Source organism: Gynuella sp. (genome assembly GCF_050297175.1).
Taxonomy (GTDB): Bacteria; Pseudomonadota; Gammaproteobacteria; order Pseudomonadales; family Natronospirillaceae; genus Gynuella.
On sequence record NZ_JBNKSF010000031.1, the window covers coordinates 1 to 25,200 of the forward strand.

A 25,200-nucleotide genomic window follows, 5' to 3' on the forward strand; every position below is an offset into this window, starting at 1 on the left:
AGATGGTTATGCCAGGCGACAACATCAAAATGGTTGTAACGCTTATTGCTCCGATTGCGATGGATGATGGTTTGCGTTTCGCGATTCGCGAAGGTGGCCGTACAGTTGGTGCCGGCGTGGTTGCTAAAGTCATCGAGTAAACGAATGTTTGCTTTATAAGGAAAAGGCTCCAGTAGGAGCCTTTTTTTTGCGTGGCATTTAGAGGTGGTGTTTTTTATTTCTCAATGGCGTTTGTGTTGTTGACAGTCGTGTGGGTGGTAAATATAATTCGCGTCCCCTAATTTCAGGGGAAATTCTAACTGCTGTTTAACAATTTTGGAGTTTTGGTCACATGCAGAACCAAAAGATCAGAATTCGCTTGAAAGCGTTCGATCATCGACTGATTGATGCATCCACTATGGAAATCGTCGAGACCGCCAAGCGAACTGGTGCTCAAGTACGCGGGCCAATCCCGTTGCCTACTCGTAAAGAGCGCTACACAGTCCTAATCTCTCCGCACGTGAATAAAGATGCGCGTGACCAATACGAGATTCGCACTCATAAACGTATGCTTGACATTGTTGAGCCAACAGAAAAAACAGTTGATGCGTTGATGAAGCTGGATCTCGCTGCCGGAGTGGATGTTCAGATTAGTCTGGGCTAAACCCCCGGTAGATCTGAAATTCTCTGTGTAACAGTCCATAGCATGGGCGGCCATAGCGGGTATTAGCCCCGTACATAAGAGGTTGAAAAAAATGTCTTTAGGTATTATCGGCTGGAAAGCGGGTATGACGCGCATATTTGATGAAGCGGGTGCGTCTATTCCTGTCACAGTCCTTGAAGTTTCCCCTAACCGGGTTTCTCAGTTAAAAACAGTTGATACGGATGGTTATGTTGCCGTGCAGGTGACTGCAGGTAATAAGAAATCCAGTAAAGTGACCAAGGCTCAAGCTGGTCATTTTGCTAAAGCTAACGTTGAAGCTGGTCTGGTTGTTAATGAGTTTCGTCTCAATGGCGAAGTTGAATATAAGCTGGGTGACGAAATTAGTATTGCTATTTTCGAAGCTGGTCAAAAAGTTGATGTTACTGGTCAGTCCAAGGGTAAAGGTTTCCAAGGCGCAGTAAAGCGTCATAATTTCCGTACTCAAGATGCCACTCACGGTAACTCCCTGTCCCACCGCGCTCCAGGTTCTATCGGTCAATGTCAGACTCCAGGTCGAGTTTGGAAAGGTAAGAAAATGGCCGGCCATATGGGAGCAGCAAAAGTAACTACCCAAAGTCTGGAAGTTGTGCGCGTGGATTTAGAGCGCAATCTGCTTCTTATCAAGGGTGCTATTCCCGGTGCGACTGGTGGTCAGGTTGTTGTTAAGCCAGCGGTGAAGGGGTAACAAATGAATATAAACACTATTGGAGGCCAGTCTCTGGAGGTTTCAGAGACAACTTTTGGCAAAGAATTCAATGAGTCTCTGGTTCATCAGGTTGTTACTGCTTATTTGGCAGGAGCAAGACAGGGTACCAAAGCTCAGAAAACCAGAAGCCAAGTGTCTGGTGGCGGTAAAAAACCTTTCCGTCAGAAAGGTACTGGCCGAGCTCGTGCAGGTACGATTCGTAGCCCTATATGGAGAGGCGGCGGTAAAAACTTCGCTGCGACTCCGCGGAATTTTGAGCAAAAAGTTAACCGTAAAATGTATCGCGGTGCTTTGCGTTCCATTTTTAGCGAGCTGTTACGTCAGGAACGGCTAATTGTTGTAGACAACATTAGTATTGATGCTCCGAAAACCAAGCAGTTCGTAGCCAAAATGAAAGAGCTGAATGTTTCTGACGCTCTGTTTGTTTCAGCAGAAGTAGATGAAAACCTGTTTTTGTCTGCGCGTAATGTTCCGCATGTTGATGTTCTGGACGTTGATGCAATTAATCCAGTGAGTCTGGTGGCGTTTGAAAAAGTTGTTATCACCGTTCCTGCTTTGAAAAAGGTTGAGGAGGTGCTGGCATGAACGAAGAACGTATGCTGAAAATTCTTAAGGGGCCACACATCTCCGAGAAAGCAACTGTTGTTGCAGATGGAAATGGTCAGTATGTATTTCGAGTGGTTAAAGATGCGACCAAGCCAGAAATCAAGCAGGCTGTAGAAAAGCTGTTTGATGTTTCTGTTGTATCTGTTCGTACGCTGAACCAGAAAGGCAAGGTTAAACGTACTGCTCGTGGTGTTGGTAAGCGTAGCGATATCAAAAAAGCTTATGTACGTTTGGCAGATGGTCAGGAAATCGATTTCCTGGGCGCTGAATAACAAAGGGGCTTGGAATAATGGCAATTGTTAAAACTAAACCAACCTCAGCGGGCCGCCGCCATCTGGTGAAGGTTGTAAATAAAGAGCTGCATAAAGGCGCTCCATACGCTCCATTGCTTGAGAAAAACTCAAAGAATGGTGGGCGTAATAATTATGGGCGAATTACTGTTCGTCACCAAGGTGGCGGACACAAGCATCATTATCGCCGCATCGATTTTAAGCGTAATAAAGATGGTATACCTGCGAAAATTGAACGCTTGGAATATGATCCAAACCGTTCTGCGAATATTGCGCTGGTTTTATATGCGGATGGTGAGCGCCGTTACATTCTGGCTCCTAAAGGTGTATCGGCAGGGGATGTTATCGAGAGTGGTGAGCATACTCCGGTGAAAACCGGTAATACCATGCCTCTTCGCAGTATTCCTTTGGGTTCCGTTGTACATAACGTTGAAATGAAGCCAGGTAAAGGTGGCCAAATGGCCCGGTCTGCTGGAACGTCTGTTCAGTTGGTGGCCCGAGAAGGTGCTCATGCAACCATTCGTTTACGGTCTGGCGAAATGAGAAAAGTGCCGGCAGATTGTCGTGCAACTTTGGGTGAAGTTAGTAATTCTGAGCATAGTCTGCGTCAATTGGGCAAAGCTGGAGCCAAGCGTTGGCGCGGTGTTCGTCCGACTGTTCGCGGTGTAGCGATGAACCCTGTGGATCACCCACATGGTGGTGGTGAAGGCCGTACTTCCGGTGGTCGTCACCCAGTCACTCCTTGGGGCGTTCCAACCAAGGGTTATAAAACTCGCACGAATAAGCGTACCGATAAGATGATCGTACGCCGTCGTACTAAGAAGTAATAAGGGGAAATAGGCCGTGCCACGTTCACTGAAGAAAGGTCCTTTCGTAGACCTGCATCTGATGAAAAAGGTAGAGGCTGCAGTAGAAGCAAAAGACAAAAGACCTATCAAGACCTGGTCTCGTCGTAGCACCATCTTCCCAGAATTTGTTGGGTTGACTATTGCAGTCCATAATGGTCGTCAACATGTCCCTGTGCACATTACAGAAGACATGGTCGGTCACAAATTGGGTGAATTCGCTTTGACTCGTACTTATAAGGGTCATGGCGCAGACAAAAAAGCCAAGCGCTAAGGGGAGAATGATGGAAGTACAAGCAGTTCTGCGTGGTGCTCGTCTTTCTGCTCAGAAAGGTCGCCTGGTTGCAGATCAAATTAGAGGAAAATCAGTTTCAGAAGCACTGGACGTGTTGGCTTTCAGTCCCAAGAAAGGTGCTCTACTGGTTAAGAAAGTGCTGGAAAGTGCGATCGCAAACGCGGAACACAACGAAGGTGCAGATGTTGATGAGCTAAAAGTATCAACAGTTTTTGTGGATGAAGGCTTGACTATGAAGCGCATTCGTCCTCGTGCCAAAGGGCGTGCAGACCGTATTTTTAAGCGTACGTGTCATATCACGGTCAAGGTTTCTGATTAAGAGGGGAATGTCAGATGGGTCAGAAAGTTCATCCTACCGGCATTCGATTAGGAGTTACCAAGGACCATACGTCCATTTGGTACGCAGATTCTAAGTCGTATGCCACAAAGCTATTGAACGATATCGAGGTTAGAGAATACCTCGAGAAGAAGCTTGAGAAAGCTTCCGTGAGTAAGATTGTTATCGAACGTCCTGCTCAAAACGCCAAAATTACAATTCATACGGCTCGTCCAGGAATCGTAATTGGTAAAAAAGGTGAAGATGTTGAAGTACTGCGTCAGGAACTGTCCAAAAAGATGGGTATCCCTGTGCATATCAATATCGAAGAAATCCGTAAACCGGATCTTGATGCCAGATTGGTTGCTCAAAGTATTGCTGGTCAGCTGGAGCGTCGGGTCATGTTTCGTCGTGCGATGAAACGTGCCATGCAAAATGCTATGCGCGGTGGTGCCAAAGGTATCAAAGTCATGGTTAGTGGTCGTTTAGGCGGTGCGGAAATTGCGCGTAGCGAGTCATATCGAGAAGGTCGTGTACCTTTGCACACGTTGCGAGCAGATATCGATTATTCGACTTATGAGGCGCACACTACATACGGTGTGTTGGGTGTTAAAGTCTGGATCTTCAAAGGTGAAGTATTGGGTGGTATCGAAGAAGTTCGTGCCAAAGCCAAAGCTGCGCCTAAGAAGAAAGGCTCTCGATAAGGAGAACTAATCGATGTTAATGCCTAAGCGTACCAAATTTAGAAAGGTACAAAAGGGTCGTAATCGTGGCTTAGCTTTGCGTGGTAGCAAAGTAAGCTTCGGTGAATACGCTCTTAAAGCTACAGATCGTGGACGTATTACTTCCCGTCAGATTGAAGCAGCTCGTCGAGCCATGACCCGTCATATTAAGCGTGGTGGGAAAATCTGGATTCGCGTGTTTCCTGACAAACCAATTACCGAAAAGCCCTTGGAAGTTCGTCAAGGTAAAGGTAAGGGTAATGTTGAATACTGGGTATGCCAGATTCAGCCAGGAAAGGTTCTGTATGAGGTTGAAGGTGTATCTGAGACTTTAGCTCGCGAAGCATTTGCGCTAGCGGCGGCTAAACTTCCAGTAGCCACCACTTTTGTAAAACGGACGGTAATGTAATGAAAACTAGTGAAATTCGTGAAAAAACAGTAGTTGAGTTACAAGCTCAGCTGCATACGTTGCTTCGCGACCAGTTTAAACTCCGTATGCAAAAGGCTACTGGTCAGCTGCAACAGACCCACTTGTTGGGACAGGTGCGTCGCAATATTGCGCGTGTTAAAACCGTAATTACAGAAAAACAGGGTGGTTAATATGTCAGAGAGTAATGCCCGTACTGTTAGCGGACAAGTCGTCAGCAACAAGGGTGATAAGACTATTACTGTTCTGGTTGAACGTAAGGTTAAGCACCCGATCTATGGCAAGTTCGTCAAGCGCAGCACGAAGTTGCACGCGCATGACGAAAATAACGAGTGCCGGATTGGTGATACCGTTACCATTAAAGAGTCGCGTCCAATTTCCAAGACGAAAACTTGGAACCTGGTCAGCATTGACGAGCGCGCCGCTGGCGTTTAAAGCCAGCGCAGTTGGCGAAGAGCGGTTTGGAGAAAAGAAATGATTCAAACACAAACGATTTTGGATGTAGCCGACAACAGTGGCGCAAAGCGTGTTCAGTGCATTAAAGTGCTGGGTGGTTCTCACCGCCGTTATGCGAGTGTTGGCGATCTAATAAAAGTTTCCGTTAAAGAAGCAATTCCCCGCGGAAAGGTTAAAAAAGGTCAGGTAATGAACGCGGTAGTTGTTCGTACCAGAAAGGGAGTACGTCGTCCAGACGGGTCACTTATTAAATTCGATACCAATTCAGCTGTGCTGTTGAACAATCAGCATGCTCCGATTGGTACTCGTATCTTTGGCCCAGTTACACGTGAACTGCGTACAGAAAAATTTATGAAAATCATTTCCCTGGCACCGGAAGTGCTATAAGCACTAGACGGTTGTAGGAACTGAGGTAGAGAATGCGAAAGCTAAAGCAAGGTGATCAAGTTGTCGTTATTGCCGGTCGTGATAAAGGCACTAAAGGCAAGATCCAAAAAGTGATCAAGGCTGATCGGAAAGATGATAAGTTCATAGTGACTGGTGTGAATATGGTTAAAAAACACCAGAAACCTAATCCAATGACTAATCAGCCTGGTGGTATCGTTGAAAAAGAGGCGCCTATTTCCGCTTCTAACGTTGCTATTTATAACCCAGAGACCGAGAAAGGTGACCGTGTCGGATTCCGCGTGGAAGACGGCAAAAAGGTGCGTTTCTTTAAGTCAAACGGTAAAACCATTTCTTAAGGAGCCGGACAATGTCTCGTTTAAAAGAGCTTTATAAGTCTGAAGTGTTGCCGGCTCTGCTTGAAGAGTTTGGTTATCAGTCAGTTATGGAAGTGCCACGTATTACTAAAATTACCCTGAATATGGGTGTTGGTGAAGGTGCTTCTGATAAGAAGGCAATCGAAAGCGCTGTTGAAGATATGCAAGCAATCGCGGGTCAAAAGGCCGTGGTTACTAAAGCACGTAAGTCAGTAGCGGGTTTCAAAATTCGTGAAGGGTGGCCAATTGGTTGCAAAGTAACTCTGCGTAATCAACGTATGTGGGACTTTCTTGATCGTTTGGTAGATGTTGCTCTGCCACGGGTTCGCGATTTTCGCGGTATCAGCCCGAAATCGTTTGATGGTCGTGGTAACTATTCCATGGGTGTTCGCGAACAGATTATCTTCCCTGAAATCGAATACGATAAGGTTGATAAACTGAGAGGCATGGATATCACAATCACTACCACTGCTAAATCCAACGAAGAAGGTCGTGCTTTGCTCAAGGCCTTATCTTTCCCCTTTAGAGGTTGAGGTGAATCATGGCTAAGCAAAGTATGAAGGCGCGTGAACTGAAGCGCACAAAGACAGTAGAAAAGTATGCTGAAAAGCGTGCTTCTTTGAAAGCAATCATTCATAATGTGCAGGCTTCAGATGAAGAGCGTTGGGAAGCACAGATGGCATTGCAAAAATTACCACGTGATGCATCTCCCGTTCGTCAACAACGTCGTTGTCAACGCACAGGACGTCCACATGCGGTTTACCGCAAGTTTGGATTGTCTCGAATCATGCTTCGTGAGCACGCTATGAAAGGCGAGGTTCCGGGGCTTAAAAAAGCCAGTTGGTAAGCTTAATGGTCTGGACAGAGGCAATTTAGCCTCTGTTACCGCGTTATGCTGCACAATGGAGAAAGAAAATGAGTATGCAAGATACATTGGCGGATATGTTCACTCGTATCCGTAATGCCCAGCAGGCCGGGCATTCCACTGTAACCATGCCTTCATCAAAAATGAAGGTGGCAGTGGCGAACGTCCTTAAGGACGAAGGCTATGTAGAAAGCGTTGTTGTAGAAGGTGAAGCAAAGCCTGTTATGACAGTTGCTCTTAAGTACTACGAAGGCAAGCCTGTAATTGAACACGTTAAGCGCATTAGTACTCCTGGTTTGCGTCAATACAAAGGTGCTAACGATCTGCCTAAAGTGGCAGGAGGTTTGGGAGTAGCGATCATTTCCACTTCGAAAGGTGTCATGACCGACCGCGCAGCCCGTCAGGCTGGTGTTGGTGGTGAAGTCATCTGTGAAGTTTTCTAAGGAGGTGGATAATGTCACGTGTTGCTAAGTCACCTATTAATATTCCAGCAGGTGTTGAAGTTAAGGTTTCTGGTAATCAGATAACCGTAAAAGGCGCCAAGGGTAACCTTAGTCTGGATGCTAACAGTGCTGTTGAAGTCAAAATTGACGGCTCGGTGGTAAATGTTTTACCCAGAGAAAACAGTAAACAAGCCTGGGCACAGGCCGGTACTGCTCGCTCGTTGATCAATAATATGGTTGTGGGTGTAGCTCAAGGCTTCCAACGTCGGTTGCTTTTGAATGGTGTTGGTTATCGTGCTAAGGCATCAGGAAATTCTTTGAACCTTACTCTCGGCTTTTCGCATCCCGTCGATTATACCGTTCCAGCTGGAATTTCTGTTGAAACTCCCTCTCAGACAGAGATTGTTTTATCTGGTTCAGATAAGCAGTTGGTAGGTCAGGTTGCGGCAGAAATTCGCTCATTCAGACCGCCAGAGCCTTATAAAGGTAAAGGTGTCAGATATGCTGACGAACATGTACGTCGTAAAGAAGCTAAGAAGAAGTAAGGTAGGGCAAAGTCGATGAATAGTAAGAAAGAATCTCGCTTGCGTCGGGCCCGCCGCACACGGTTAAGAATCCGTGAGCAAGGTGCTCACCGTTTGTGTGTGAACCGCAGTTCCCAACACATTTACGCACAAGTAATTTCACCTGAGGGTGGTCGCGTGCTGGCTCAGGCTTCTACGCTTGACAAAGATCTACGCGGTGAAGCCGGCTGTAATGCAGCGGCAGCTGCAAAGGTTGGTTCTCTGATCGCTGAGCGTGCAAAAGCAGCTGGCGTTGAAAAGGTGGCTTTTGACCGCTCTGGTTTCCAATACCACGGCAGGATAAAAGCTTTGGCAGATGCCGCCCGTGAAGGTGGTCTACAGTTCTAAGGGGAAGATTATGTCCAATAATGAACTGCAACAAGCTGGCGGCGAAATGATTGAAAAACTGGTTCAGGTGAACCGGGTCGCCAAAGTTGTAAAAGGTGGTCGTATTTTCGCGTTTACAGCATTGACTGTTGTTGGCGACGGGAATGGCAAAGTTGGTTTTGGCCGAGGTAAAGCGCGTGAAGTGCCTGCTGCTATACAGAAAGCAATGGACGCTGCTCGCCGGAACATGATTAGTGTACAGCTTGAAAATGGCACTATTCAGTACCCGCTTAAAGCCCGTCACGGCGGTTCAAAGGTGTATATGCAGCCAGCTTCTGAAGGTACTGGAGTGATCGCCGGTGGCGCGATGCGTGCAGTGCTTGAAGTTGCTGGAGTCCATAACATTCTGGCTAAGTGCTACGGTTCAACGAACCCAGTAAACGTTGTTCGCGCAACATATAAAGGATTACAGCAAATGCGTTCTCCAGAAGATGTTGCGGCTAAGCGTGGTAAGTCCGTTGAAGATATTGTGGGGTAAGATTAATGGCTAACAATACTATTAAAGTTCAGCTGTTTCGCAGCCCTATTGGAACCCAGCCCAAGCACAAATTATGTGTAAAAGGTTTGGGACTAAGACGAATTGGTCACGTAGTTGAAGTTGAAGATACTCCGTCGGTTAGAGGGATGATCAACAAAGTAAACTACATGGTTAGAGTGGTAGGAGAGTAATCATGTATCTGAATACTCTGAACCCCGGTGAAGGTGCAAAACACTCACCTAAGCGTGTTGGTCGTGGTATCGGTAGCGGCCTGGGTAAAACCGGCGGCCGGGGTCACAAAGGTCAAAAATCAAGATCGGGCGGTAAAGTGAAGCCTGGTTTTGAAGGTGGACAGATGCCTTTGCAGCGTCGTTTGCCGAAGTTTGGCTTTCAATCTCGTATTGCCAAGACGACTACGGAAGTTCGCTTGAATGAACTCGCTAAAGTCGATGCTGATGTTGTTGATATAGCTGCATTGAAGAAAGCAAATATCATCAATAATACAATGGTGAGAGCAAAAGTTATTCTCTCTGGCGAAATCAACAAAGCAGTGACAGTGAAAGGCCTACGGGTTACCAAAGGTGCTAAGGCCGCCATTGAAGCTGCTGGTGGAAAAGTCGAGGACTAAATGGCTAAAGGATCACTACCTTCAGGCATGCAGAGTGGTCTAGGCGAGCTTTGGGCTCGCCTTCGATTCCTGCTGCTGGCAATCCTGGTTTATCGGATCGGTGCTCATATCCCGGTACCAGGTATTAATCCGGATACGCTAGCTGCATTGTTTGAAAGAAATAAAGACACCATATTAAGCATGTTTAACATGTTTTCAGGTGGTGCATTGGTACGTATGAGTATCTTTGCATTGGGTATCATGCCTTATATTTCTGCTTCTATTATTATGCAGTTGTTGACGGTGGTGAGTCCTCAGCTTGAACAATTGAAAAAAGATGGGGAAGCGGGACGTCGGAAGATGTCGCAGTACACCCGCTACGGAACCCTTGTTCTTGCGATTATTCAGTCATTTGCAATTGCGGCAGGGCTGGCAAGTCAAGGCGTAACGTTCGAAACTGGTCCTAGTTTCTACTTTGTAGCTACCGTAACGTTCACTAGCGGAACCATGTTTATGATGTGGTTGGGCGAGCAAATAACCGAGAGAGGAATTGGTAATGGTATTTCCATGCTGATTTTCGCCGGTATTGTTGCAGGATTGCCCACCGCAGTGGGGCAGTCTTTTGAGTCTGCGCGTCAGGGTGAACTAAATATACTGGTGTTATTGGGGATAGCGGCATTTGCAATTGTCGTTGTTGCTTTTGTGATTTTTATCGAGCGTGGCCAGCGTCGCATTACGATTAATTACGCGAAAAGACAACAAGGCAGAAAAGTATTTGCAGCACAAACCAGTCACCTACCGCTAAAAGTTAATATGGCAGGTGTTATACCTCCGATCTTTGCTTCGTCGTTACTGCTGTTTCCAGGTTCTCTGGCCAGCTGGTTTGGTCAAAGTAAAGGCTTGGAGTGGCTTCAGGACATTAATTTGATTTTGGGTCCCGGGCAGCCACTGTATATCCTGTTATTTGCGATTAGCGTTGTATTCTTCTGCTATTTCTATACTGCGGTTACTTTTAACCCTAAAGACGTAGCAGAGAATCTGAAGCGGTCAGGGGCGTTCATTCCGGGTATTCGCCCTGGTGAGCAAACCGCCCGTTATATTGATGGGGTTTCAGCTAGGCTAACGTTCTTCGGAGCACTGTATATTACTGCAGTGTCTTTGATGCCGCAGGCACTGGTATTAGCAGCTAATGTACCGTTCTATTTCGGTGGTACTTCGTTGTTGATCGTTGTTGTAGTGGTAATGGACTTTATGTCGCAGGTGCAATCTCATTTGATGTCTCATCAGTATTCGTCACTGATGAAAAAAGCCAACCTGAAGACAATTGGCCACTAATTGTTAGTGTCCGGTCGTAATTGGAGTTAGTAATGAAAGTACGTGCATCGGTAAAAAAAATCTGCCGAAACTGCAAGATCATCCGTCGTAACGGCTCGGTGCGCGTGATCTGCAGCGAGCCTAAGCATAAACAGCGCCAAGGTTAATAATTTGCTTGATTTCCAAGAAATCAAACATTATTCTTTCGCGCCCTAAAATGATCAGGGTTCAGAGCCGGAGCATTCCGTTCCGGTTTTCGGTGTTTAATAACGGAGTAAGTTGAATGGCCCGTATAGCCGGCGTCAATATTCCTGATAACAAGCACGCTGTGATTTCGCTCACTTATGTGTACGGAATCGGTAAGCCTACCGCTTACGAAATCTGTGCGAAAGTCGGAATAGACCCAACTACCAAGGTAAGAGACCTGTCAGAGGAAACTCTTGACCAGGTGCGCTCAGCGATAACTGAAATCCCTACTGAGGGTGATCTGCGTCGTGAAGTGCAAATGAACATCAAGCGCTTAATGGATATGGGGTGCTATCGCGGTATTCGTCACCGCCGTGGCCTTCCTTTACGTGGGCAGCGTACCAAAACTAATGCTCGTACCCGTAAAGGGCCGCGCAAAGCCATTAAGAAGTAAAAACGAATTATTTGAAGGAAATCGAAGATGGCAAAGCCAGGTTCTTCAAACAAGTCGCGAAAAAAGGTTAAGAAGCAGATAGCCGACGGTGTCGCGCATATCCATGCGTCTTTTAACAATACTATCGTGACAATATCAGACCGCCAAGGCAACGCTCTGAGTTGGGCAACAGCCGGTGGCTCCGGTTTCCGTGGATCCAGAAAAAGTACACCTTATGCAGCCCAGGTGGCCGCTGAGCGGGCAGGTACTGCCGCTCAGGAATACGGCCTCAAAAATCTGGATGTAGAGGTTAAAGGTCCTGGTCCCGGTCGAGAGTCAGCTGTTCGTGCACTCAATGCTTGTGGTTATAAAATTAATAGCATCACTGACGTGACGCCCATCCCGCATAACGGATGTCGCCCACCGAAGAAGCGTCGCGTGTAACAGGAGGCACATGAATGGCACGTTATATTGGTCCAAAGTGTAAACTGTCTCGCCGGGAAGGTACCGACCTATTCCTAAAGAGCGGTGTTCGTGCGCTGGACACCAAATGTAAGGCCGAAAGTGCACCTGGTGTACACGGCGCACGTAGAGGCAGATTGTCCGATTATGGTCTGCAGTTACGTGAGAAGCAGAAAGTTCGTCGTATCTACGGCATTCTAGAAAAGCAGTTCCGTGGTTATTACAAAGAAGCTGCTCGCCGGAAAGGCGCAACTGGTGAAAACCTGTTGCAAATTCTAGAAAGTCGTCTGGATAACGTGGTTTACAGAATGGGCTTTGGTAGCACTCGTGCAGAAGCTCGTCAGCTAGTAAGTCACAAAGCGATTCTGGTTAATGGTCAGACTTTGAATATCCCTTCATATCAAGTGAAAGTAGGCGATGTTATCGCCTTGCGCGAAAGAGCCCAGAAGCAACTTCGTGTCCAAAATGCACTTGAGATTTCATCCGGCCGTGCTGTTGTGGGTTGGGTTGAAGTAGATAGTAAAAAGTTTGAAGGCACATTCAAAGCAGTTCCAGAACGTTCTGATTTGTCTGCCGACATCAACGAAAACCTAATCGTCGAACTTTATTCTAAGTAACCGATTGCTGGGGAGCATATATGCAGCGTTCAGTTAATGACTTTCTGACACCTCGTAACATAGAAGTTGAAGAAATCAGCTCTACACGTGCGAAAATCACTCTTGAACCGTTAGAGCGCGGTTTTGGTCACACGCTGGGTAGTGCTCTTCGTCGGATTTTGCTGTCGTCGATTTCCGGAGCAGCCATTACCGAGGTAGAGGTTGAAGGTGTATTGCATGAGTACAGCACAATAGAAGGTGTTCAAGAGGACGTTTTGGATATCCTTTTGAACCTGAAAGGTGTGGCTGTAAGACTGTTTGAGCGCGATGAAGTTGTTCTCAAGCTAAATAAAAGCGGTGAGGGCGAAGTGACAGCTGGAGATATCCAGTTGGACCATGGTGTTGAGATCGTCAATCCAGCTCATGTAATTTGTCACCTGAGTGGGAATTCTAGTATCAGCATGACATTGAAAGTGACCACCGGTCGCGGATATGTTCCTGCTGAATCTCGTGAATCGGCCGATGACGAGAGCAAGCCAATTGGTAAGCTTCAGTTAGACGCATCTTATAGCCCTGTTATAAGAGTTTCTTACGTAGTTGAGTCAGCCCGGGTAGAGCAGCGTACCGACTTGGACAAATTGGTTATCGATTTGGAATCTAACGGTACGATTGATCCGGAAGAGGCTATCCGCCGCGCAGCAACTATTCTTCAGCAACAGCTTGCAGCTTTTGTTGATTTTGAAAGCGAAGGTGAAGCCGAAGTTAAAGAGGAAGAAGATAAGATCGATCCGATTTTACTTCGTCCGGTTGATGATCTTGAGCTTACAGTCCGTTCTGCGAACTGTCTGAAAGCCGAGAACATTCACTATATCGGTGACCTGATTCAGCGAACAGAGGTTGAGTTGCTTAAAACACCTAACCTCGGTAAGAAATCACTGACAGAAATTAAAGATGTATTGGCTTCTAAAGGTCTTTCTCTTGGAATGGTCCTCGAGAATTGGCCACCGGCAAGCCTCAAGAACGACGACAAAGTGCTGATGTAATCAGCACTCTAGTATCGGAAGGAAATTAACCATGCGTCATCGTAAAAGTGGTCGAAATTTCTCTCGTACCAGCGCACACCGCAAGGCCATGTTTAAAAATATGGCGGCGAGTTTGTTCGAGCACGAAGTAATCAAAACCACTCTGCCTAAAGCGAAAGAACTTCGCAGACATGCAGAGCCTTTAATCACCAAGGCAAAAGTGGATAGCGTTGCTAACCGCCGTTATGCTTTTGATCGTCTTCGTTCAAAAGAAGCAGTTGGCAAACTTTTCACAGACTTGGGTCCTCGTTATAAAGATCGTCCAGGAGGGTATATCCGCATTTTAAAATGTGGTTTCCGTGCTGGCGACAATGCACCGATGGCTTTTGTGGAGTTGGTGGACCGTCCAGAAGTGGACGTTGTCGCTAACGACGAAGCATCCAGCGAAGAGTAATAGAAAACCCCGCCTGTAAGCGGGGTTTTTTTTGTCTATTTTTTCCTGTCTATCTATATTCATTTCCGTTATTCCTGTCTTTGAGTGGCATGGTCCTGGACTGTTTGCATATTTGCACTGAAATATTGCGAAAATGTCATTTGTCGAAGCTGTACAAATTCGGCATGCTTTAGCAAAAAAGGAGCAGAAACCGTGTATTTATCTAGTCGTATCCAAAATATCAAGCCATCTTTTATTAGAGAGATTCTTAAGGTCACTGCTCAACCTGATGCAATTTCATTCGCTGGGGGTTTACCCAACAAAGATTTATTCCCAGTAAATGAACTCAATGCAGCAAGTAGTCTGGTGTTTGCAGATCATGGAGTGGATGCTTTGCAATATGCTGCAACTGAAGGCTACCTTCCATTGAAGCAGTGGATCTCTGATCAATACAAGACAAGAGAGGGGTTGGAGGTCAAGCCAGAACAAATCGTCATTACCAATGGTTCCCAGCAGGCTTTTGATCTGATCGGTAAGGTTTTGTTAAATGAAGGCGATCCATTGGCCATGGAGCAGCCTGGTTATCTGGGTGCGATACAGGCCTTTTCATTTTTCCGTCCGGCATGGCAATGTGTTCGGCTGGACGAGCAGGGGATGAACCTTGACGATATCCGTAAAGCGTTGAGATGTTCTACCCACTTGTTTTACAGCGTTCCAAACTTTCAGAACCCGACCGGTTTATCGCACCCGAATCAAAATCGTGAAGCTGTTGCGGATTTGCTCCGTGATCAAGATTGCTTTTTGATTCAGGATGACCCATATGGTTGGATTCAATTCAGCCAGCAACGCTATCAGAGCTATGCGAGCCTTTTACCGAATCAAACGATATTGCTCGGATCATTTTCAAAAACCGTCGTTCCCGCCTTTCGTTTAGGTTGGGTTGTTGTACCGGAGGCGTTGATAGATCCGTTTCTAATTGCCAAACAGGCCATTGATTTACACACTAATAGCTTTTGTCAGCGTGTGTTGCATGAGTATGTCAGCAGTGAAAGTTTTTTCCCTCATTTGGCCGGTATCATTGATAACTATCAAGCACAGAAACAAGCAATGGTGGATGCGGTTAAGGAAATGATGCCAGAAGGCGTTAGTTGCAGTGATCCCGAAGGTGGTATGTTTATTTGGTTAAAACTGCCCGAAAGCCTCTCTGCCCGGGCGTTATTAGATTATTGCATGGAACGTAAGGTGGTCTTTGTACCTGGCGATACCTTCTATCTTGGTGCTGAGGATGGAAACGAACTCAGGATGAATTATTCTTGTCTATCTGCAGAAAAAATTCGAGAAGGGGTGCAAATTATGGCGGATGGCGTTAATCAGTTGATCTCCAGGTCTCGTTAAGGAGTAGTATTTTTTTTGGTGCGCTCTTTTCTGTCAGTTTAAAAAAAGGGCTGTTTTGGTGCGAGGCTTAAGTCCATCATAGACAGCTCTTATATCTTTGTTCAATTCCATTTCTTACTCACTCCAAGACGTTTTCTGTAACTTACTACGTAGTCGTTTTCGTTATATCCTGAAAATTTTCTCCGCTCCCAAAGCGGGATCTATTGGCTGGCAAATTAATTGCAGAAATAGAGTTATCGGGCTTATTTCCCTGTAATAAGCAACTGAACCACAGACTGTCGTAAGCCGGTTCGTAACTCGCAATTAATAATGAGACGGGATATGAGTATAAATTGGAATGAATACCAGCCAAACCAGTTCTATGATGAGTTAATTCGACAACCAGGAAAACCAAGACCCGCTGGCCGGAAACTGGCTGGTTATTTGTGTAAGCTGACAGAACAGGAACTGACTGAACGACGCAACGCAGCTGAAGTTACTATTCAGCAGATGGGCGTTTCTTTTACGGTATATACCGATGGGCAGAATATCGATCGTTCCTGGCCCTTTGACATTATTCCCCGCGTCATCGATAGCAAACAGTGGCAGAGCACCGAATTGGGGCTGAAACAAAGGCTTAAAGCTCTGAACATGTTCATCAATGACCTTTATCACGATCAAAATATCATCAAGGATGGAATAGTACCCGCACACATCATTAAAGAATCAAAAAACTTTCGTAAGGAATGCATTGGTGTGAGTCCTCCTTACGGTGTTTGGGCTCATATCTGTGGTACCGATCTGGTCAGAGATGAGGATGGTAAGTTTTATGTGCTTGAAGATAACCTGAGGGTGCCATCTGGTGTGTCATATATGCTGGAAAACAGAGCGATCACCAAGCGGGTATTCCCGGAGTTGTTTGAGTCCGTTCGCATTTTGCCAAATAACGCATATCCAGCTGAGTTGCTTAAGATGCTGGGCTCTTTGTCACCTCGTAAGATCAAGCAACCACAGATTGTCGTCCTGACACCAGGTATTTTTAATTCAGCATATTTTGAGCATGCTTTTCTGGCCCAGGAGATGGGGGCTGAATTGGTGGAAGGATCCGACCTGGTGGTCAATGACGACAACATAGTTTATATGAAAACCATTTCAGGACTTGAAAGAGTTGATGTTATTTATCGTCGGATTGATGATTTATTTCTGGATCCCGAAGTTTTTAACAAAGATTCTGTTTTGGGCGTGCCTGGATTGATGCGGGCATGGAAAGCAGGAAAAGTTGCTCTGGCAAATGCGCCGGGAGCAGGTGTGGCGGACGATAAAGTCGTTTATGCCTATGTGCCAAAAATGATTGAATACTATTTGGGGGAGAAAGCCATACTGCCGAATGTTGAGACCTTTCTGTGTGAAGATCCGGAGCAGCGGTCCTATGTTTTGGCAAACCTCGATAAGCTGGTGATTAAGCCGGCTAATGAAAGCGGTGGTTACGGTATGCTGGTAGGCCCTCACAGCACTAAAAAGATGCGCGATACCTTTGCTGAACTGATTGTTGGAAATCCCAGAAACTACATTGCACAGCCGACATTGAAACTGTCTACGGCACCTTCTTTGGTTGAGGGAACGCAACCGAAACCCAGACACCTGGATTTGAGACCATTTATTCTTCAGGGCAAATCAATGTACTGCACCACTGGCGGGTTAACCCGAGTGGCCATGAAAGAAGGTTCTCTGGTGGTCAATTCCTCCCAGGGTGGCGGCAGTAAAGATACCTGGATTGTTGATATGGAGAAACGGTGATGTTGTCGAGAGTTGCAGCACGGGTCTATTGGACCGCACGTTATCTGGAACGGGTTGAAAACACTGCTAGGCTGTTGAGTGTGTTTAACAGTTTGTTGTTGGATTTGCCGAGTGGTATCAATCTGGGTTGGTACAATCTGGTTATCATCAATGGCTCGGAGGAAGGTTTCGAAAGAAGGTATAAAGTGCGTAACGAACGTAATGTCCTGCGCTTTATGATTGCCGATGCCAATAACGCCTCCTCAATTGTGAACATGATACATTGGGTGAAAGAGAATCTCAGAACATCCAGGGATGTGTTGCCCAGTGAGACCTGGGAACTGATCAATGAGCTGAACATGTTTGTTCGGGAGAATATAACGGCTGGCATCAACAAAGGTTCCCGTCATGAATTTCTGGACCACATTGTGCGTGCCTGTCAGCAGATTGTCGGTTTAATGGTAGGGGTCATGAGCCGGGATGCCGGTTGGCATTTTTTGCACTTGGGTCGAAATATTGAACGTGCAGACATGACTACCCGGTTCCTGGATGCCGGTGCTGCGATGATCATGAATGAAGTTGATAGCCCTAACCGGGATCAGATCGTCTGGAATAATGTATTGAGTTCTGCCAGTGCGATTCAGGCCTATCTGCGGGAAACCGGCTCTGAGGTTAGTGGCCCTGAAGTAGTTGAGTTTTTGGTTGAAAACTCCCAATTTCCAAGATCGCTGAAGTACTGTCTGCACCGGGTAAAATCCTGCATTGATGAATTGCCACGTAATAAACAGCTGTCGGCTATGGCTGGCGGTGTTCTAGATGTTAGCTTGAAAACTATTGACTACAACAAGTTGGGTCAGGAACTACGGGACTACCTAAACGATCTGCAGGTTTGTATCTGCGAATTGCATGATGGAATATCCGAGAACTGGTTTGCCGTATAAGTGCGGCTGAGAGAGGAACAATGGCTATCCGAGTTGCTATTCATCATGTAACCGAGTACGAATTTGATCGTTTGGTAAAAGTGTTTCCCCATACTGTGCGTCTTAAACCAGCTGCGCATTCGCGTACTCATATTCACAGTTATTCTTTAAAAATACAGCCTGAAGAGCATTTTATTAATTGGCAACAGGATCCTTTTGGTAACTACCTTGCCCGGTTGGTCTTTCCTGAAAAAATCAAAAAACTACGAATAGACGTTGAAGTCGTAGCTGATATTACCGTTATTAATCCGTTTGATTTTTTTGTTGAAGAATATGCCCGGGTGTTTCCATTTGACTACGACAAACAGTTGCAAAAAGAATTGCTGCCTTATCTGGAAGTCATAGAAAACGGCGACCTCTTGCAACAATGGCTAGCATCCTTTGAGCTGAAACCGGAAGAAAATATCGTCGATTTTCTGGTTCGTATTAATCAGACCTTACAGCAGCAGATCGGCTATGGTGTCAGGCTTGAACCTGGCATTCAAAGCTGTGAGGAAACTCTGACTCTGGCCAAAGGTTCCTGCCGCGATACCGGCTGGTTATTGGTACAGATTTTACGTCACCTTGGGTTGGCTGCCAGATTCACATCGGGCTATCTAGTGCAACTGACGGCAGATCAAAAGTCCCTTGACGGACCATCGGGACCGGACAAGGACTTTACCGATTTGCACGCTTGGTGCGAAGTGTATGTCCCCGGAGCCGGATGGATTGGTCTGGACCCCACTTCCGGACTGTTTGCAGGTGAAGGACATATTCCATTGGCATGTACTCCTGATCCAATGTCTGCAGCGCCAATCACCGGTGCAACGGGTAAATGTGAAGTTAAATTCAATTATGTCAATGAAGTGATCCGAGTGCATGAAGATCCCAGGGTGACCATGCCTTATGGTGATGATCAATGGCAGACCATTCTGGCGCTGGGCAATAAAGTGGATCAGGAATTACGCCAGCAGGATGTACGTTTGACTACTGGAGGCGAGCCGACTTTTGTGTCGATAGATGATATGGAATCGGCACAATGGAATACTGAAGCCCTTGGCGAAGATAAACTGCGACTGGCAAAAGATCTACTGATCCGTTTGAAAGAACACTTCGCCCCCGGAGGACTGTTACATTACGGCCAGGGTAAGTGGTATCCGGGAGAGGAGATTCCACGTTGGTCATTAGGGTGTTTCTGGAGAACGGATGGCGAGCCCTTATGGCGCCAGTCCAAATGGTTGGCCAAAGTCAGCCAGAACTATGATCATAACGTCGCTCATGCACAGCAATTTTCTGAACAGTTAGCCAGCCGCCTGAAACTTGATATCGGCCACGTTATGCCTGCGTATGAGGACTCGCTGTTTTATTTGTGGCAGGAGCAGCGACATCCAATCAACGCCGACCTGACCAAAGCCCGTACCGGCGATTCGCTGGACCGAAAAAGACTGGTTCAATTGCTTGACCGCGGGGTGAACAGTGTTACAGGTTATGTCTTGCCATTGGAGTGGGACTGGTATGCTCGTGGCTGGCGCAGTGGCCCGTGGAAGCTGCGCTCAGACGTACTGACTCTCATTCCCGGTGACTCCCCAATTGGGCTGAGGCTGCCGCTGGATTCGTTGCCAGAGCTTGAACGGGTTGAAGAGCTGGTTCAGCCTGAAGCCGACCCATTTGCATCAAAAGGCCCGCTGCAGCCTGCGGGGCATGCCAATGCTCAGCTTGGCAAACATCCATCCGTCACACGACCGTCGTCTTCTACAGTCAGTAATCAGGATCGGAACGAACAACGGGTATCTGGGGCTGGTTCTGATACTCATACCATTCGAACGGCATTATGTTTTGAAAGCCGTAACGGCAAATTGCATATATTCATGCCACCGGTCAAGTATCTGGAGCACTACGTCAGCCTGATCGAAGCGATCGAGGATACAGCGGTGGCATTGAGCATTCCGGTTGTGTTGGAAGGTTATGAACCGCCCAAAGATGATCGTTTGCGTAAGTTGCTGGTGACACCTGATCCAGGTGTTATAGAGGTTAACATCCAGCCGGCTTCCGGTTGGCAGGAACTGGTAGAGAATACCGAGACTCTGTATGAACTGGCCCGGCAGTGTCGCCTGGGGACTGAAAAATTTATGCTGGATGGCCGTCATTCCGGTACCGGTGGTGGTAATCACGTCACTTTCGGTGGGGCTCGTCCAGCGGACAGTCCGTTTCTGAGGCGGCCGGATCTGCTGATGAGTCTGGTGACATATTGGCAGCATCATCCAGGCTTGTCATACCTGTTTTCAGGTATGTTCATTGGCCCGACTTCGCAATCTCCCAGAGTAGACGAAGGGCGCGATGAAAGCCTGTATGAGTTGGAAATTGCCTTTCAACAGATGCCTGATGGAGAAGTGCAGCAGCCCTGGCTGGTTGACCGGCTGTTTCGTAATCTGCTGGTGGACATAACTGGTAATACCCATCGCTCGGAATTTTGCATCGATAAGTTGTATGCCGCGGGATCAGCCAGTGGGCGTCAGGGACTGCTGGAGTTTCGTGGTTTTGAAATGCCGCCCCATGCCCGCATGTCGTTGGTCCAGATTCTGTTACTACAGTGTTTGATCAGCCGCTTTTGGAAGCAGCCTTACCGGCATAATCTGGTGCGCTGGGGCACGGAGTTGCACGATAAATTCATGCTGCCCCACTATGTCTGGTCTGACATTCGTGATGTCGTCAGGGACCTCAACGACCATGGCTATCCATTCGACCTGCAATGGCTGGCGCCCTTTGAAGAGTTTCGGTTCCCCCATTACGGCAGAACCCAGATCGACGATATTGAGCTGGAACTGCGCTGGGCGATTGAGCCCTGGCATGTTCTTGGCGAGGAGGTGAGCAGTTTTGGTACGGCCCGCTATGTGGACTCATCGGTTGAGCGTTTGCAGGTCAAGCTCCGGGGGCTGGTACCTGGCCGTTATGTATTAGCCTGTAACGGCCGTAAAGTGAATCTGAACCCCACAGATACCAAAGGTGAGTTTGTGGCCGGAGTGCGTTACCGGGCCTGGCAGCCGCCTTCAGCTTTGCATCCCACCATTGGCGTTCATACACCGCTGGTATTCGATCTGATTGATACCTGGAATGGCAAGAGCATTGGTGGTTGTAGTTATTATGTTTCCCACCCAGGAGGACGAAACTATCAGACCTATCCAGTCAATGCCTTTGAGGCAGAAGCGCGGCGGGTCAATCGCTATTTCAGTGGCCAGCATACACCTGGCAAACTTAGCCCCACTCCGGCTGGCAAAGTGTTGCGCGAGTTTTTTGAACATAAGCATCCGCCACAACCGATGACGCCTCCACAGGAGCATCCGGATATTGAATATCCGCATACATTGGACTTACGCAAACGACCTCGCTGACAACAGTGCACGGAAGTACGGTGGTAAGTTGGCGGTCGATGATCTGTTTCGCTATGCTTGCCGCCCATTTCTCAATGAAAACGCTACACTGATGACAAATGGCCAGGATTTAAGGTTGAAAGCTGAATGCAACAGCAGATGCAAGATATGATGGCAGCGACGGGGTATCCAAAGCCCGGCGATGGTCGGGATGAAGTTTATGACTCCGAGGGTCAGGTACGCCCACACTGGAAATATCTGCTCGAAAGTATGGAATCCCTGGGCCCGGAAGCCATGCGGGAACGGCAAAAAAAGGTTTCGCGGATTCTGCGCGATGACGGTGCCACCTACAAAATTTATCAGCAGCCGGAAGCCAGTCAGGTTTGGCAGCTCAACCCCGTACCTTTATTGATCGACAGTGAGGAATGGGCATTTATCGAAAGTGGCATGCTGGAACGTTCAGAGTTATACAACCTGATTCTGGAAGATGTATACGGTCCGCAAACCCTGATCAAGCATAACGTCATTCCCCCTGAACTGGTATTTTCCAGTTCAGGGTTTTTACGCAGTTGCCATCAGTTGAAAATCCCCGGCTCCCATCAACTGATCATCCATGCCATTGACTTGATCCGTAATCCCAGCGGTCAGCTGACGGTGATTTCCGATCGTTGTCAGGCACCGTCCGGTGCAGGTTATGCACTGGAAAACCGGACTGTCATGACCCGTGTGTTTCCAAGTTTGTTTCGCGACAGCCATGTTCATCGGCTGGCTTATTTTTTTACCCAGCTGCGGTTAAAACTGAATGATCTGAATCCTAACGGTGGGTTGCCGAGAGTTGTGATTCTTACACCCGGTGCCCTCAATGAAACCTACTTCGAGCACGTGTACCTGTCCAATTATCTCGGCTTTCCTCTGGTGCAGGGAAATGACCTGACAGTACGCGGTGGTTATGTCTGGATGAAATCCCTGGATGGTTTGAAACGGGTTGATGTGATCCTGCGCCGGGTAGATGACATTTATTGTGATCCGGTTGAACTGCGCGGGGATTCCCATCTTGGCGTTCCGGGCATTATGGGGGTGGCCCGGGCCGGTAAGGTTGTGATTGCCAATCCGTTAGGGTCCGGCTTTTTGGAAAATCCGGCCTTGTATCGTTATTTACCGGCAATTGGTCGGCATTTGCAGGGGCGTGAACCCCGGTTGCAAAATGTTCGCACCTGGTGGTGTGGTGATCCGGATGATCTGCAATATGTGCTGGATAATATCGCCACGCTGATAATCAAACCCTGTTACCGTAAAGCCGGAGCCTATTCCGTATATGGTCCAAGCCTGGATGCCAATAAGCTGACTGCGTGGAAAAACCGCATTAAGCGTAGTCCTTACATGTATGTGGCCCAGGAGTATATGCCAAGTTCCTGCTCGCCGACCTGGCATCAGGAAAAGATGTTACCAAGACATTCGGTTTTACGGACATTTTCTGTAGCAGGTGAGTTCGATTACTCCATTATGCCTGGAGGTCTGACCCGAGTGAGCCTGGATGAGTCTGCTCATGTGGTTTCCAACCAGACCGGTTCGGTCTCCAAGGATACCTGGGTGTTGGCTTCAGAGCCGGAAAAAGCTGTAGCGATCAAAACGGAAGGGACGCTCGAAGAAACGTTCTCTATCCAGCAGGAATTACCCAGCCGGGTAGCCGAAAATCTGTTCTGGATGGGGCGCTATGCCGAACGGGCAGAAGCAGCGTTGAGGTTTCTGCGGACAGTGTTCTTGCAATTGAATCGGGTTGAACCTTTGCCACAGAGCAGTTATCGCATTCTGTTGAAAGGACTGACCCAGTTGACGATGAGTTATCCTGGATTTGCGGCAGACAATGAAAAGCTGTTTGCCAACCCGGAAAGTGAACTGTATCAACTGATTCAGGATCGTCATCGTGCCGGGTCCGTGGCCGCGAATCTTTATGCTATGTTGCGCTCGGCCGAACAGGTCAAGGAACAGCTGACCAGCGATACCCAACGCATTATCAATGATATTGGTGATGAACTGGACATTTTGCGCAGTACCTTGCGTCCTGGATTATGGTCTGCCCCGGAAGAGGCACTGGATCCGTTGGTAACGACACTGCTGGCACTGTCTGGTCTGGTGCAGGAAAGTATGGTCCGGGATTATGCCTGGAACTTTATTGACCTTGGGCGGCGTCTGGAGCGCAGCCTGCAAATGATCAGTCAGATCCGCTCGCTGTTCGTGCCCTGTCTGAAAGATGAAGAACAAGAGTTGCTGGTGGAATCGCTACTGTTATCCAACGAGTCCATCATCACCTATCGGCGCCGCTATCATTGTCAGCCGGAAGTGGGCAAGGGGCTCGATATGCTATTGTTTGACGCTTCGAATCCGCGCTCCATCCTGTATCAGCTTAATAAGATAAGTAAACATCTCAAGCAGTTACCCGTGCAGGGAGGACGCCTGGGAGCCCATGACAAACTGATTCTGGAAGCGACCACGGCGGTACAATTGTGCGATATTCGCACTATGGCTCAGGAAGATAACAATGGCGTCAGAACCTTGCTGGATCAGCTAATGGCACGAATCCAGAGGTTGTTGGCCGCCACATCCGATGCTCTCAGTGACCGTTACTTTGATCACACCGCGGGCCCACAACCACTGGTCAGAAATACCTTCTGGCAGGATGATTTATGAAATATCAGGTTCGCCACACGACCCGTTACAAGTATCAGGAAAGCGTCAGTCACTGTTACAACATGGGCTACATATTACCCCGGAACACGGGTCGTCAGACAGTCTATGACAGTCAGGTGAGTATTTCTCCGACAGCGTCGCAAGCACAGGTACAAGAGGATCTCTATGGTAATCAGGCTTACCATTTTAGTATCGAAACGGCTCATGATGAGCTCGACGTGACGGTTGTCAGCCAACTGGAAGTTCAGGAAGCCGAAGCCATCAACCTGCAGATTGGTACCTCCTGTGAATACAGTAAGACACTGTTATTCAAAAGTGATCAGGCTGAGATCCTGGCAGCGCGTGAATTTATACTGGAGTCACCAAAAATCAAAACCTCCCAGGAACTGATGGACTATGCCGCTCCATCATTTACCGGTGACCGTACCTTACTGGCTGCAGTGATGGACCTGACCCAGCGTATTTTTAATGACTTCACCTATGATCCGGAATTTTCCAATATCTCCACTCCCTTAAGCGAAGTGCTTAAGCATCGTCGTGGCGTCTGCCAGGACTTTGCGCATCTCGGGATTGCCTGTCTTCGGGTACTTGGCTATCCGGCCCGATATGTCAGCGGTTATCTCGAAACCCTGCCGCCTCCAGGACAGCAGAAGCTGGTCGGTGCAGATGCTTCTCATGCTTGGTTTGCCGTGTATTCTCCGGGCGAAGGCTGGTTCGAGTTCGATCCCACCAATAACCAGATGGCCGGGGTTCAACATATTACCACCGCCTGGGGACGCGATTATGCCGATGTTCCGCCATTAAAAGGTGTGGTATTTGGTGGTGGAGAGTCCTCCACCTTGCATGTGGCGGTTGATGTTATGCGGATACCTGACTAGGGCCCGTCTACACTCATTTCATCGGCCTGCTGAGAGCCAATTTCACTCAAATCCAGGTGCGAGGAGCGATAGGGTAAAGCTCATTCATGAGCTGTACCCCTTCGGGGTTACACGCTAAAACGTTCCTGACGTTTTAGTAGCGGGCCTATTTAGCTAATAACAGGTTCGACGATAAGGCCCTAACAGACTCGTTACAAGAATGCCTGCACTGAGCTGGATTCACCCGGTCATTCCATTGCCCGGGTGATAGTCCGATAAGAAC

The 25,200-nt window shown here is 47.6% G+C and carries 34 protein-coding genes and 1 pseudogene; all 35 read left to right on the top strand.

Annotated elements, in window-relative coordinates:
- Positions 1-140 (top strand): annotated as a pseudogene (locus ACQY6I_RS11895) (hypothetical protein); the annotation flags it as partial.
- 191 nt (positions 141-331) lie between these two features.
- Entirely contained in the window at positions 332-643 is a 312-nt protein-coding gene (rpsJ, locus tag ACQY6I_RS11900; RefSeq protein ID WP_044619304.1) for a 30S ribosomal protein S10, read from the top strand.
- A 91-nt stretch (positions 644-734) separates the two neighbouring features.
- Positions 735-1,367, top strand: coding sequence for a 50S ribosomal protein L3 (gene rplC, locus ACQY6I_RS11905; RefSeq protein WP_428241712.1), 633 nt, complete (start codon positions 735-737; stop codon positions 1,365-1,367).
- 3 nt (positions 1,368-1,370) lie between these two features.
- Positions 1,371-1,973, top strand: a complete 603-nt coding sequence (gene rplD, locus ACQY6I_RS11910) for a 50S ribosomal protein L4 (protein WP_428241713.1) — start codon at positions 1,371-1,373, stop codon at positions 1,971-1,973.
- Positions 1,970-2,266: a 50S ribosomal protein L23 gene (rplW, locus tag ACQY6I_RS11915; RefSeq protein ID WP_428241714.1), complete on the top strand. Its 297-nt coding sequence runs from the start codon at positions 1,970-1,972 to the stop codon at positions 2,264-2,266. The genes rplD and rplW overlap by 4 nt, the downstream gene beginning before the upstream one ends.
- Positions 2,267-2,283: 17 nt before the next feature.
- Complete coding sequence (rplB, locus tag ACQY6I_RS11920; RefSeq protein WP_428241715.1) at positions 2,284-3,111, top strand: 50S ribosomal protein L2; 828 nt, start codon at positions 2,284-2,286, stop codon at positions 3,109-3,111.
- Positions 3,112-3,127: 16 nt separating this feature from the next.
- Positions 3,128-3,403: a 30S ribosomal protein S19 gene (gene rpsS / locus ACQY6I_RS11925; protein ID WP_044619299.1), complete on the top strand. Its 276-nt coding sequence runs from the start codon at positions 3,128-3,130 to the stop codon at positions 3,401-3,403.
- A 7-nt stretch (positions 3,404-3,410) separates the two neighbouring features.
- Positions 3,411-3,743, top strand: a complete 333-nt coding sequence (gene rplV / locus ACQY6I_RS11930; protein ID WP_428241716.1) for a 50S ribosomal protein L22 — start codon at positions 3,411-3,413, stop codon at positions 3,741-3,743.
- A gap of 14 nt (positions 3,744-3,757) precedes the next feature.
- A complete protein-coding gene (rpsC, locus tag ACQY6I_RS11935; protein WP_044619297.1) occupies positions 3,758-4,444 on the top strand; it encodes a 30S ribosomal protein S3 in 687 nt (228 codons plus the stop codon).
- Positions 4,445-4,457: 13 nt separating this feature from the next.
- Positions 4,458-4,871 (top strand): 50S ribosomal protein L16, encoded by a 414-nt coding sequence (rplP, locus tag ACQY6I_RS11940; protein WP_044619296.1) that lies wholly within the window; start codon positions 4,458-4,460, stop codon positions 4,869-4,871.
- On the top strand, positions 4,871-5,062 hold the full coding sequence (gene rpmC / locus ACQY6I_RS11945) for a 50S ribosomal protein L29 (protein ID WP_044619295.1): 192 nt from the start codon (positions 4,871-4,873) through the stop codon (positions 5,060-5,062). Before rplP ends, rpmC begins: the two co-directional genes overlap by 1 nt.
- A 1-nt stretch (position 5,063) precedes the next feature.
- Complete coding sequence (rpsQ, locus tag ACQY6I_RS11950) at positions 5,064-5,324, top strand: 30S ribosomal protein S17 (RefSeq protein WP_428241717.1); 261 nt, start codon at positions 5,064-5,066, stop codon at positions 5,322-5,324.
- Between the two features lie 39 nt (positions 5,325-5,363).
- Entirely contained in the window at positions 5,364-5,732 is a 369-nt protein-coding gene (rplN, locus tag ACQY6I_RS11955; RefSeq protein ID WP_044619293.1) for a 50S ribosomal protein L14, read from the top strand.
- A 32-nt stretch (positions 5,733-5,764) separates the two neighbouring features.
- Positions 5,765-6,088: a 50S ribosomal protein L24 gene (gene rplX / locus ACQY6I_RS11960; RefSeq protein ID WP_428241718.1), complete on the top strand. Its 324-nt coding sequence runs from the start codon at positions 5,765-5,767 to the stop codon at positions 6,086-6,088.
- A gap of 11 nt (positions 6,089-6,099) precedes the next feature.
- Positions 6,100-6,639 carry a 50S ribosomal protein L5 gene (rplE, locus tag ACQY6I_RS11965; protein ID WP_428241719.1) on the top strand — a complete coding sequence of 180 codons (540 nt, stop codon included), beginning with the start codon at positions 6,100-6,102 and terminating at the stop codon, positions 6,637-6,639.
- 8 nt (positions 6,640-6,647) lie between these two features.
- Entirely contained in the window at positions 6,648-6,953 is a 306-nt protein-coding gene (gene rpsN, locus ACQY6I_RS11970) for a 30S ribosomal protein S14 (RefSeq protein WP_044619290.1), read from the top strand.
- Positions 6,954-7,021: 68 nt separating this feature from the next.
- Positions 7,022-7,414: a 30S ribosomal protein S8 gene (gene rpsH / locus ACQY6I_RS11975; protein ID WP_428241720.1), complete on the top strand. Its 393-nt coding sequence runs from the start codon at positions 7,022-7,024 to the stop codon at positions 7,412-7,414.
- Positions 7,415-7,425: 11 nt separating this feature from the next.
- Positions 7,426-7,959: a 50S ribosomal protein L6 gene (gene rplF, locus ACQY6I_RS11980; protein WP_428241721.1), complete on the top strand. Its 534-nt coding sequence runs from the start codon at positions 7,426-7,428 to the stop codon at positions 7,957-7,959.
- Between the two features lie 15 nt (positions 7,960-7,974).
- The gene (gene rplR, locus ACQY6I_RS11985) at positions 7,975-8,325 is read left to right on the top strand and encodes a 50S ribosomal protein L18 (RefSeq protein WP_428241722.1); all 351 of its coding nucleotides are present in this window, start codon (positions 7,975-7,977) and stop codon (positions 8,323-8,325) included.
- Positions 8,326-8,335: 10 nt separating this feature from the next.
- Positions 8,336-8,842, top strand: a complete 507-nt coding sequence (gene rpsE / locus ACQY6I_RS11990) for a 30S ribosomal protein S5 (RefSeq protein WP_044619286.1) — start codon at positions 8,336-8,338, stop codon at positions 8,840-8,842.
- Between the two features lie 5 nt (positions 8,843-8,847).
- Positions 8,848-9,033: a 50S ribosomal protein L30 gene (gene rpmD / locus ACQY6I_RS11995; protein WP_044619285.1), complete on the top strand. Its 186-nt coding sequence runs from the start codon at positions 8,848-8,850 to the stop codon at positions 9,031-9,033.
- Between the two features lie 2 nt (positions 9,034-9,035).
- Positions 9,036-9,470: a 50S ribosomal protein L15 gene (gene rplO, locus ACQY6I_RS12000; protein WP_428241723.1), complete on the top strand. Its 435-nt coding sequence runs from the start codon at positions 9,036-9,038 to the stop codon at positions 9,468-9,470.
- Entirely contained in the window at positions 9,471-10,784 is a 1,314-nt protein-coding gene (secY, locus tag ACQY6I_RS12005; RefSeq protein WP_428241724.1) for a preprotein translocase subunit SecY, read from the top strand.
- A gap of 32 nt (positions 10,785-10,816) precedes the next feature.
- Positions 10,817-10,930: a 50S ribosomal protein L36 gene (gene rpmJ / locus ACQY6I_RS12010; RefSeq protein ID WP_082070888.1), complete on the top strand. Its 114-nt coding sequence runs from the start codon at positions 10,817-10,819 to the stop codon at positions 10,928-10,930.
- 116 nt (positions 10,931-11,046) lie between these two features.
- Positions 11,047-11,403, top strand: coding sequence for a 30S ribosomal protein S13 (rpsM, locus tag ACQY6I_RS12015; RefSeq protein WP_428241725.1), 357 nt, complete (start codon positions 11,047-11,049; stop codon positions 11,401-11,403).
- A gap of 27 nt (positions 11,404-11,430) precedes the next feature.
- Positions 11,431-11,826, top strand: coding sequence for a 30S ribosomal protein S11 (gene rpsK / locus ACQY6I_RS12020; protein WP_428241726.1), 396 nt, complete (start codon positions 11,431-11,433; stop codon positions 11,824-11,826).
- Between the two features lie 14 nt (positions 11,827-11,840).
- Positions 11,841-12,461, top strand: a complete 621-nt coding sequence (gene rpsD / locus ACQY6I_RS12025) for a 30S ribosomal protein S4 (RefSeq protein WP_428241727.1) — start codon at positions 11,841-11,843, stop codon at positions 12,459-12,461.
- Positions 12,462-12,481: 20 nt separating this feature from the next.
- Positions 12,482-13,483 carry a DNA-directed RNA polymerase subunit alpha gene (locus tag ACQY6I_RS12030; RefSeq protein WP_428241728.1) on the top strand — a complete coding sequence of 334 codons (1,002 nt, stop codon included), beginning with the start codon at positions 12,482-12,484 and terminating at the stop codon, positions 13,481-13,483.
- A gap of 31 nt (positions 13,484-13,514) precedes the next feature.
- On the top strand, positions 13,515-13,916 hold the full coding sequence (gene rplQ / locus ACQY6I_RS12035; RefSeq protein ID WP_428241729.1) for a 50S ribosomal protein L17: 402 nt from the start codon (positions 13,515-13,517) through the stop codon (positions 13,914-13,916).
- A gap of 192 nt (positions 13,917-14,108) precedes the next feature.
- Positions 14,109-15,290 carry a PLP-dependent aminotransferase family protein gene (locus ACQY6I_RS12040; protein WP_428241730.1) on the top strand — a complete coding sequence of 394 codons (1,182 nt, stop codon included), beginning with the start codon at positions 14,109-14,111 and terminating at the stop codon, positions 15,288-15,290.
- A 321-nt stretch (positions 15,291-15,611) separates the two neighbouring features.
- On the top strand, positions 15,612-17,066 hold the full coding sequence (locus tag ACQY6I_RS12045; protein WP_428241731.1) for a circularly permuted type 2 ATP-grasp protein: 1,455 nt from the start codon (positions 15,612-15,614) through the stop codon (positions 17,064-17,066).
- Positions 17,066-17,986, top strand: a complete 921-nt coding sequence (locus ACQY6I_RS12050; RefSeq protein WP_428241732.1) for an alpha-E domain-containing protein — start codon at positions 17,066-17,068, stop codon at positions 17,984-17,986. The genes ACQY6I_RS12045 and ACQY6I_RS12050 overlap by 1 nt, the downstream gene beginning before the upstream one ends.
- 20 nt (positions 17,987-18,006) lie before the next feature.
- Positions 18,007-21,393 carry a DUF2126 domain-containing protein gene (locus ACQY6I_RS12055; protein WP_428241733.1) on the top strand — a complete coding sequence of 1,129 codons (3,387 nt, stop codon included), beginning with the start codon at positions 18,007-18,009 and terminating at the stop codon, positions 21,391-21,393.
- A gap of 126 nt (positions 21,394-21,519) precedes the next feature.
- Positions 21,520-24,060: a circularly permuted type 2 ATP-grasp protein gene (locus ACQY6I_RS12060; protein WP_428241734.1), complete on the top strand. Its 2,541-nt coding sequence runs from the start codon at positions 21,520-21,522 to the stop codon at positions 24,058-24,060.
- Entirely contained in the window at positions 24,057-24,938 is an 882-nt protein-coding gene (locus tag ACQY6I_RS12065; protein ID WP_428241735.1) for a transglutaminase family protein, read from the top strand. The genes ACQY6I_RS12060 and ACQY6I_RS12065 overlap by 4 nt, the downstream gene beginning before the upstream one ends.
- Positions 24,939-25,200 lie beyond the last annotated feature (262 nt).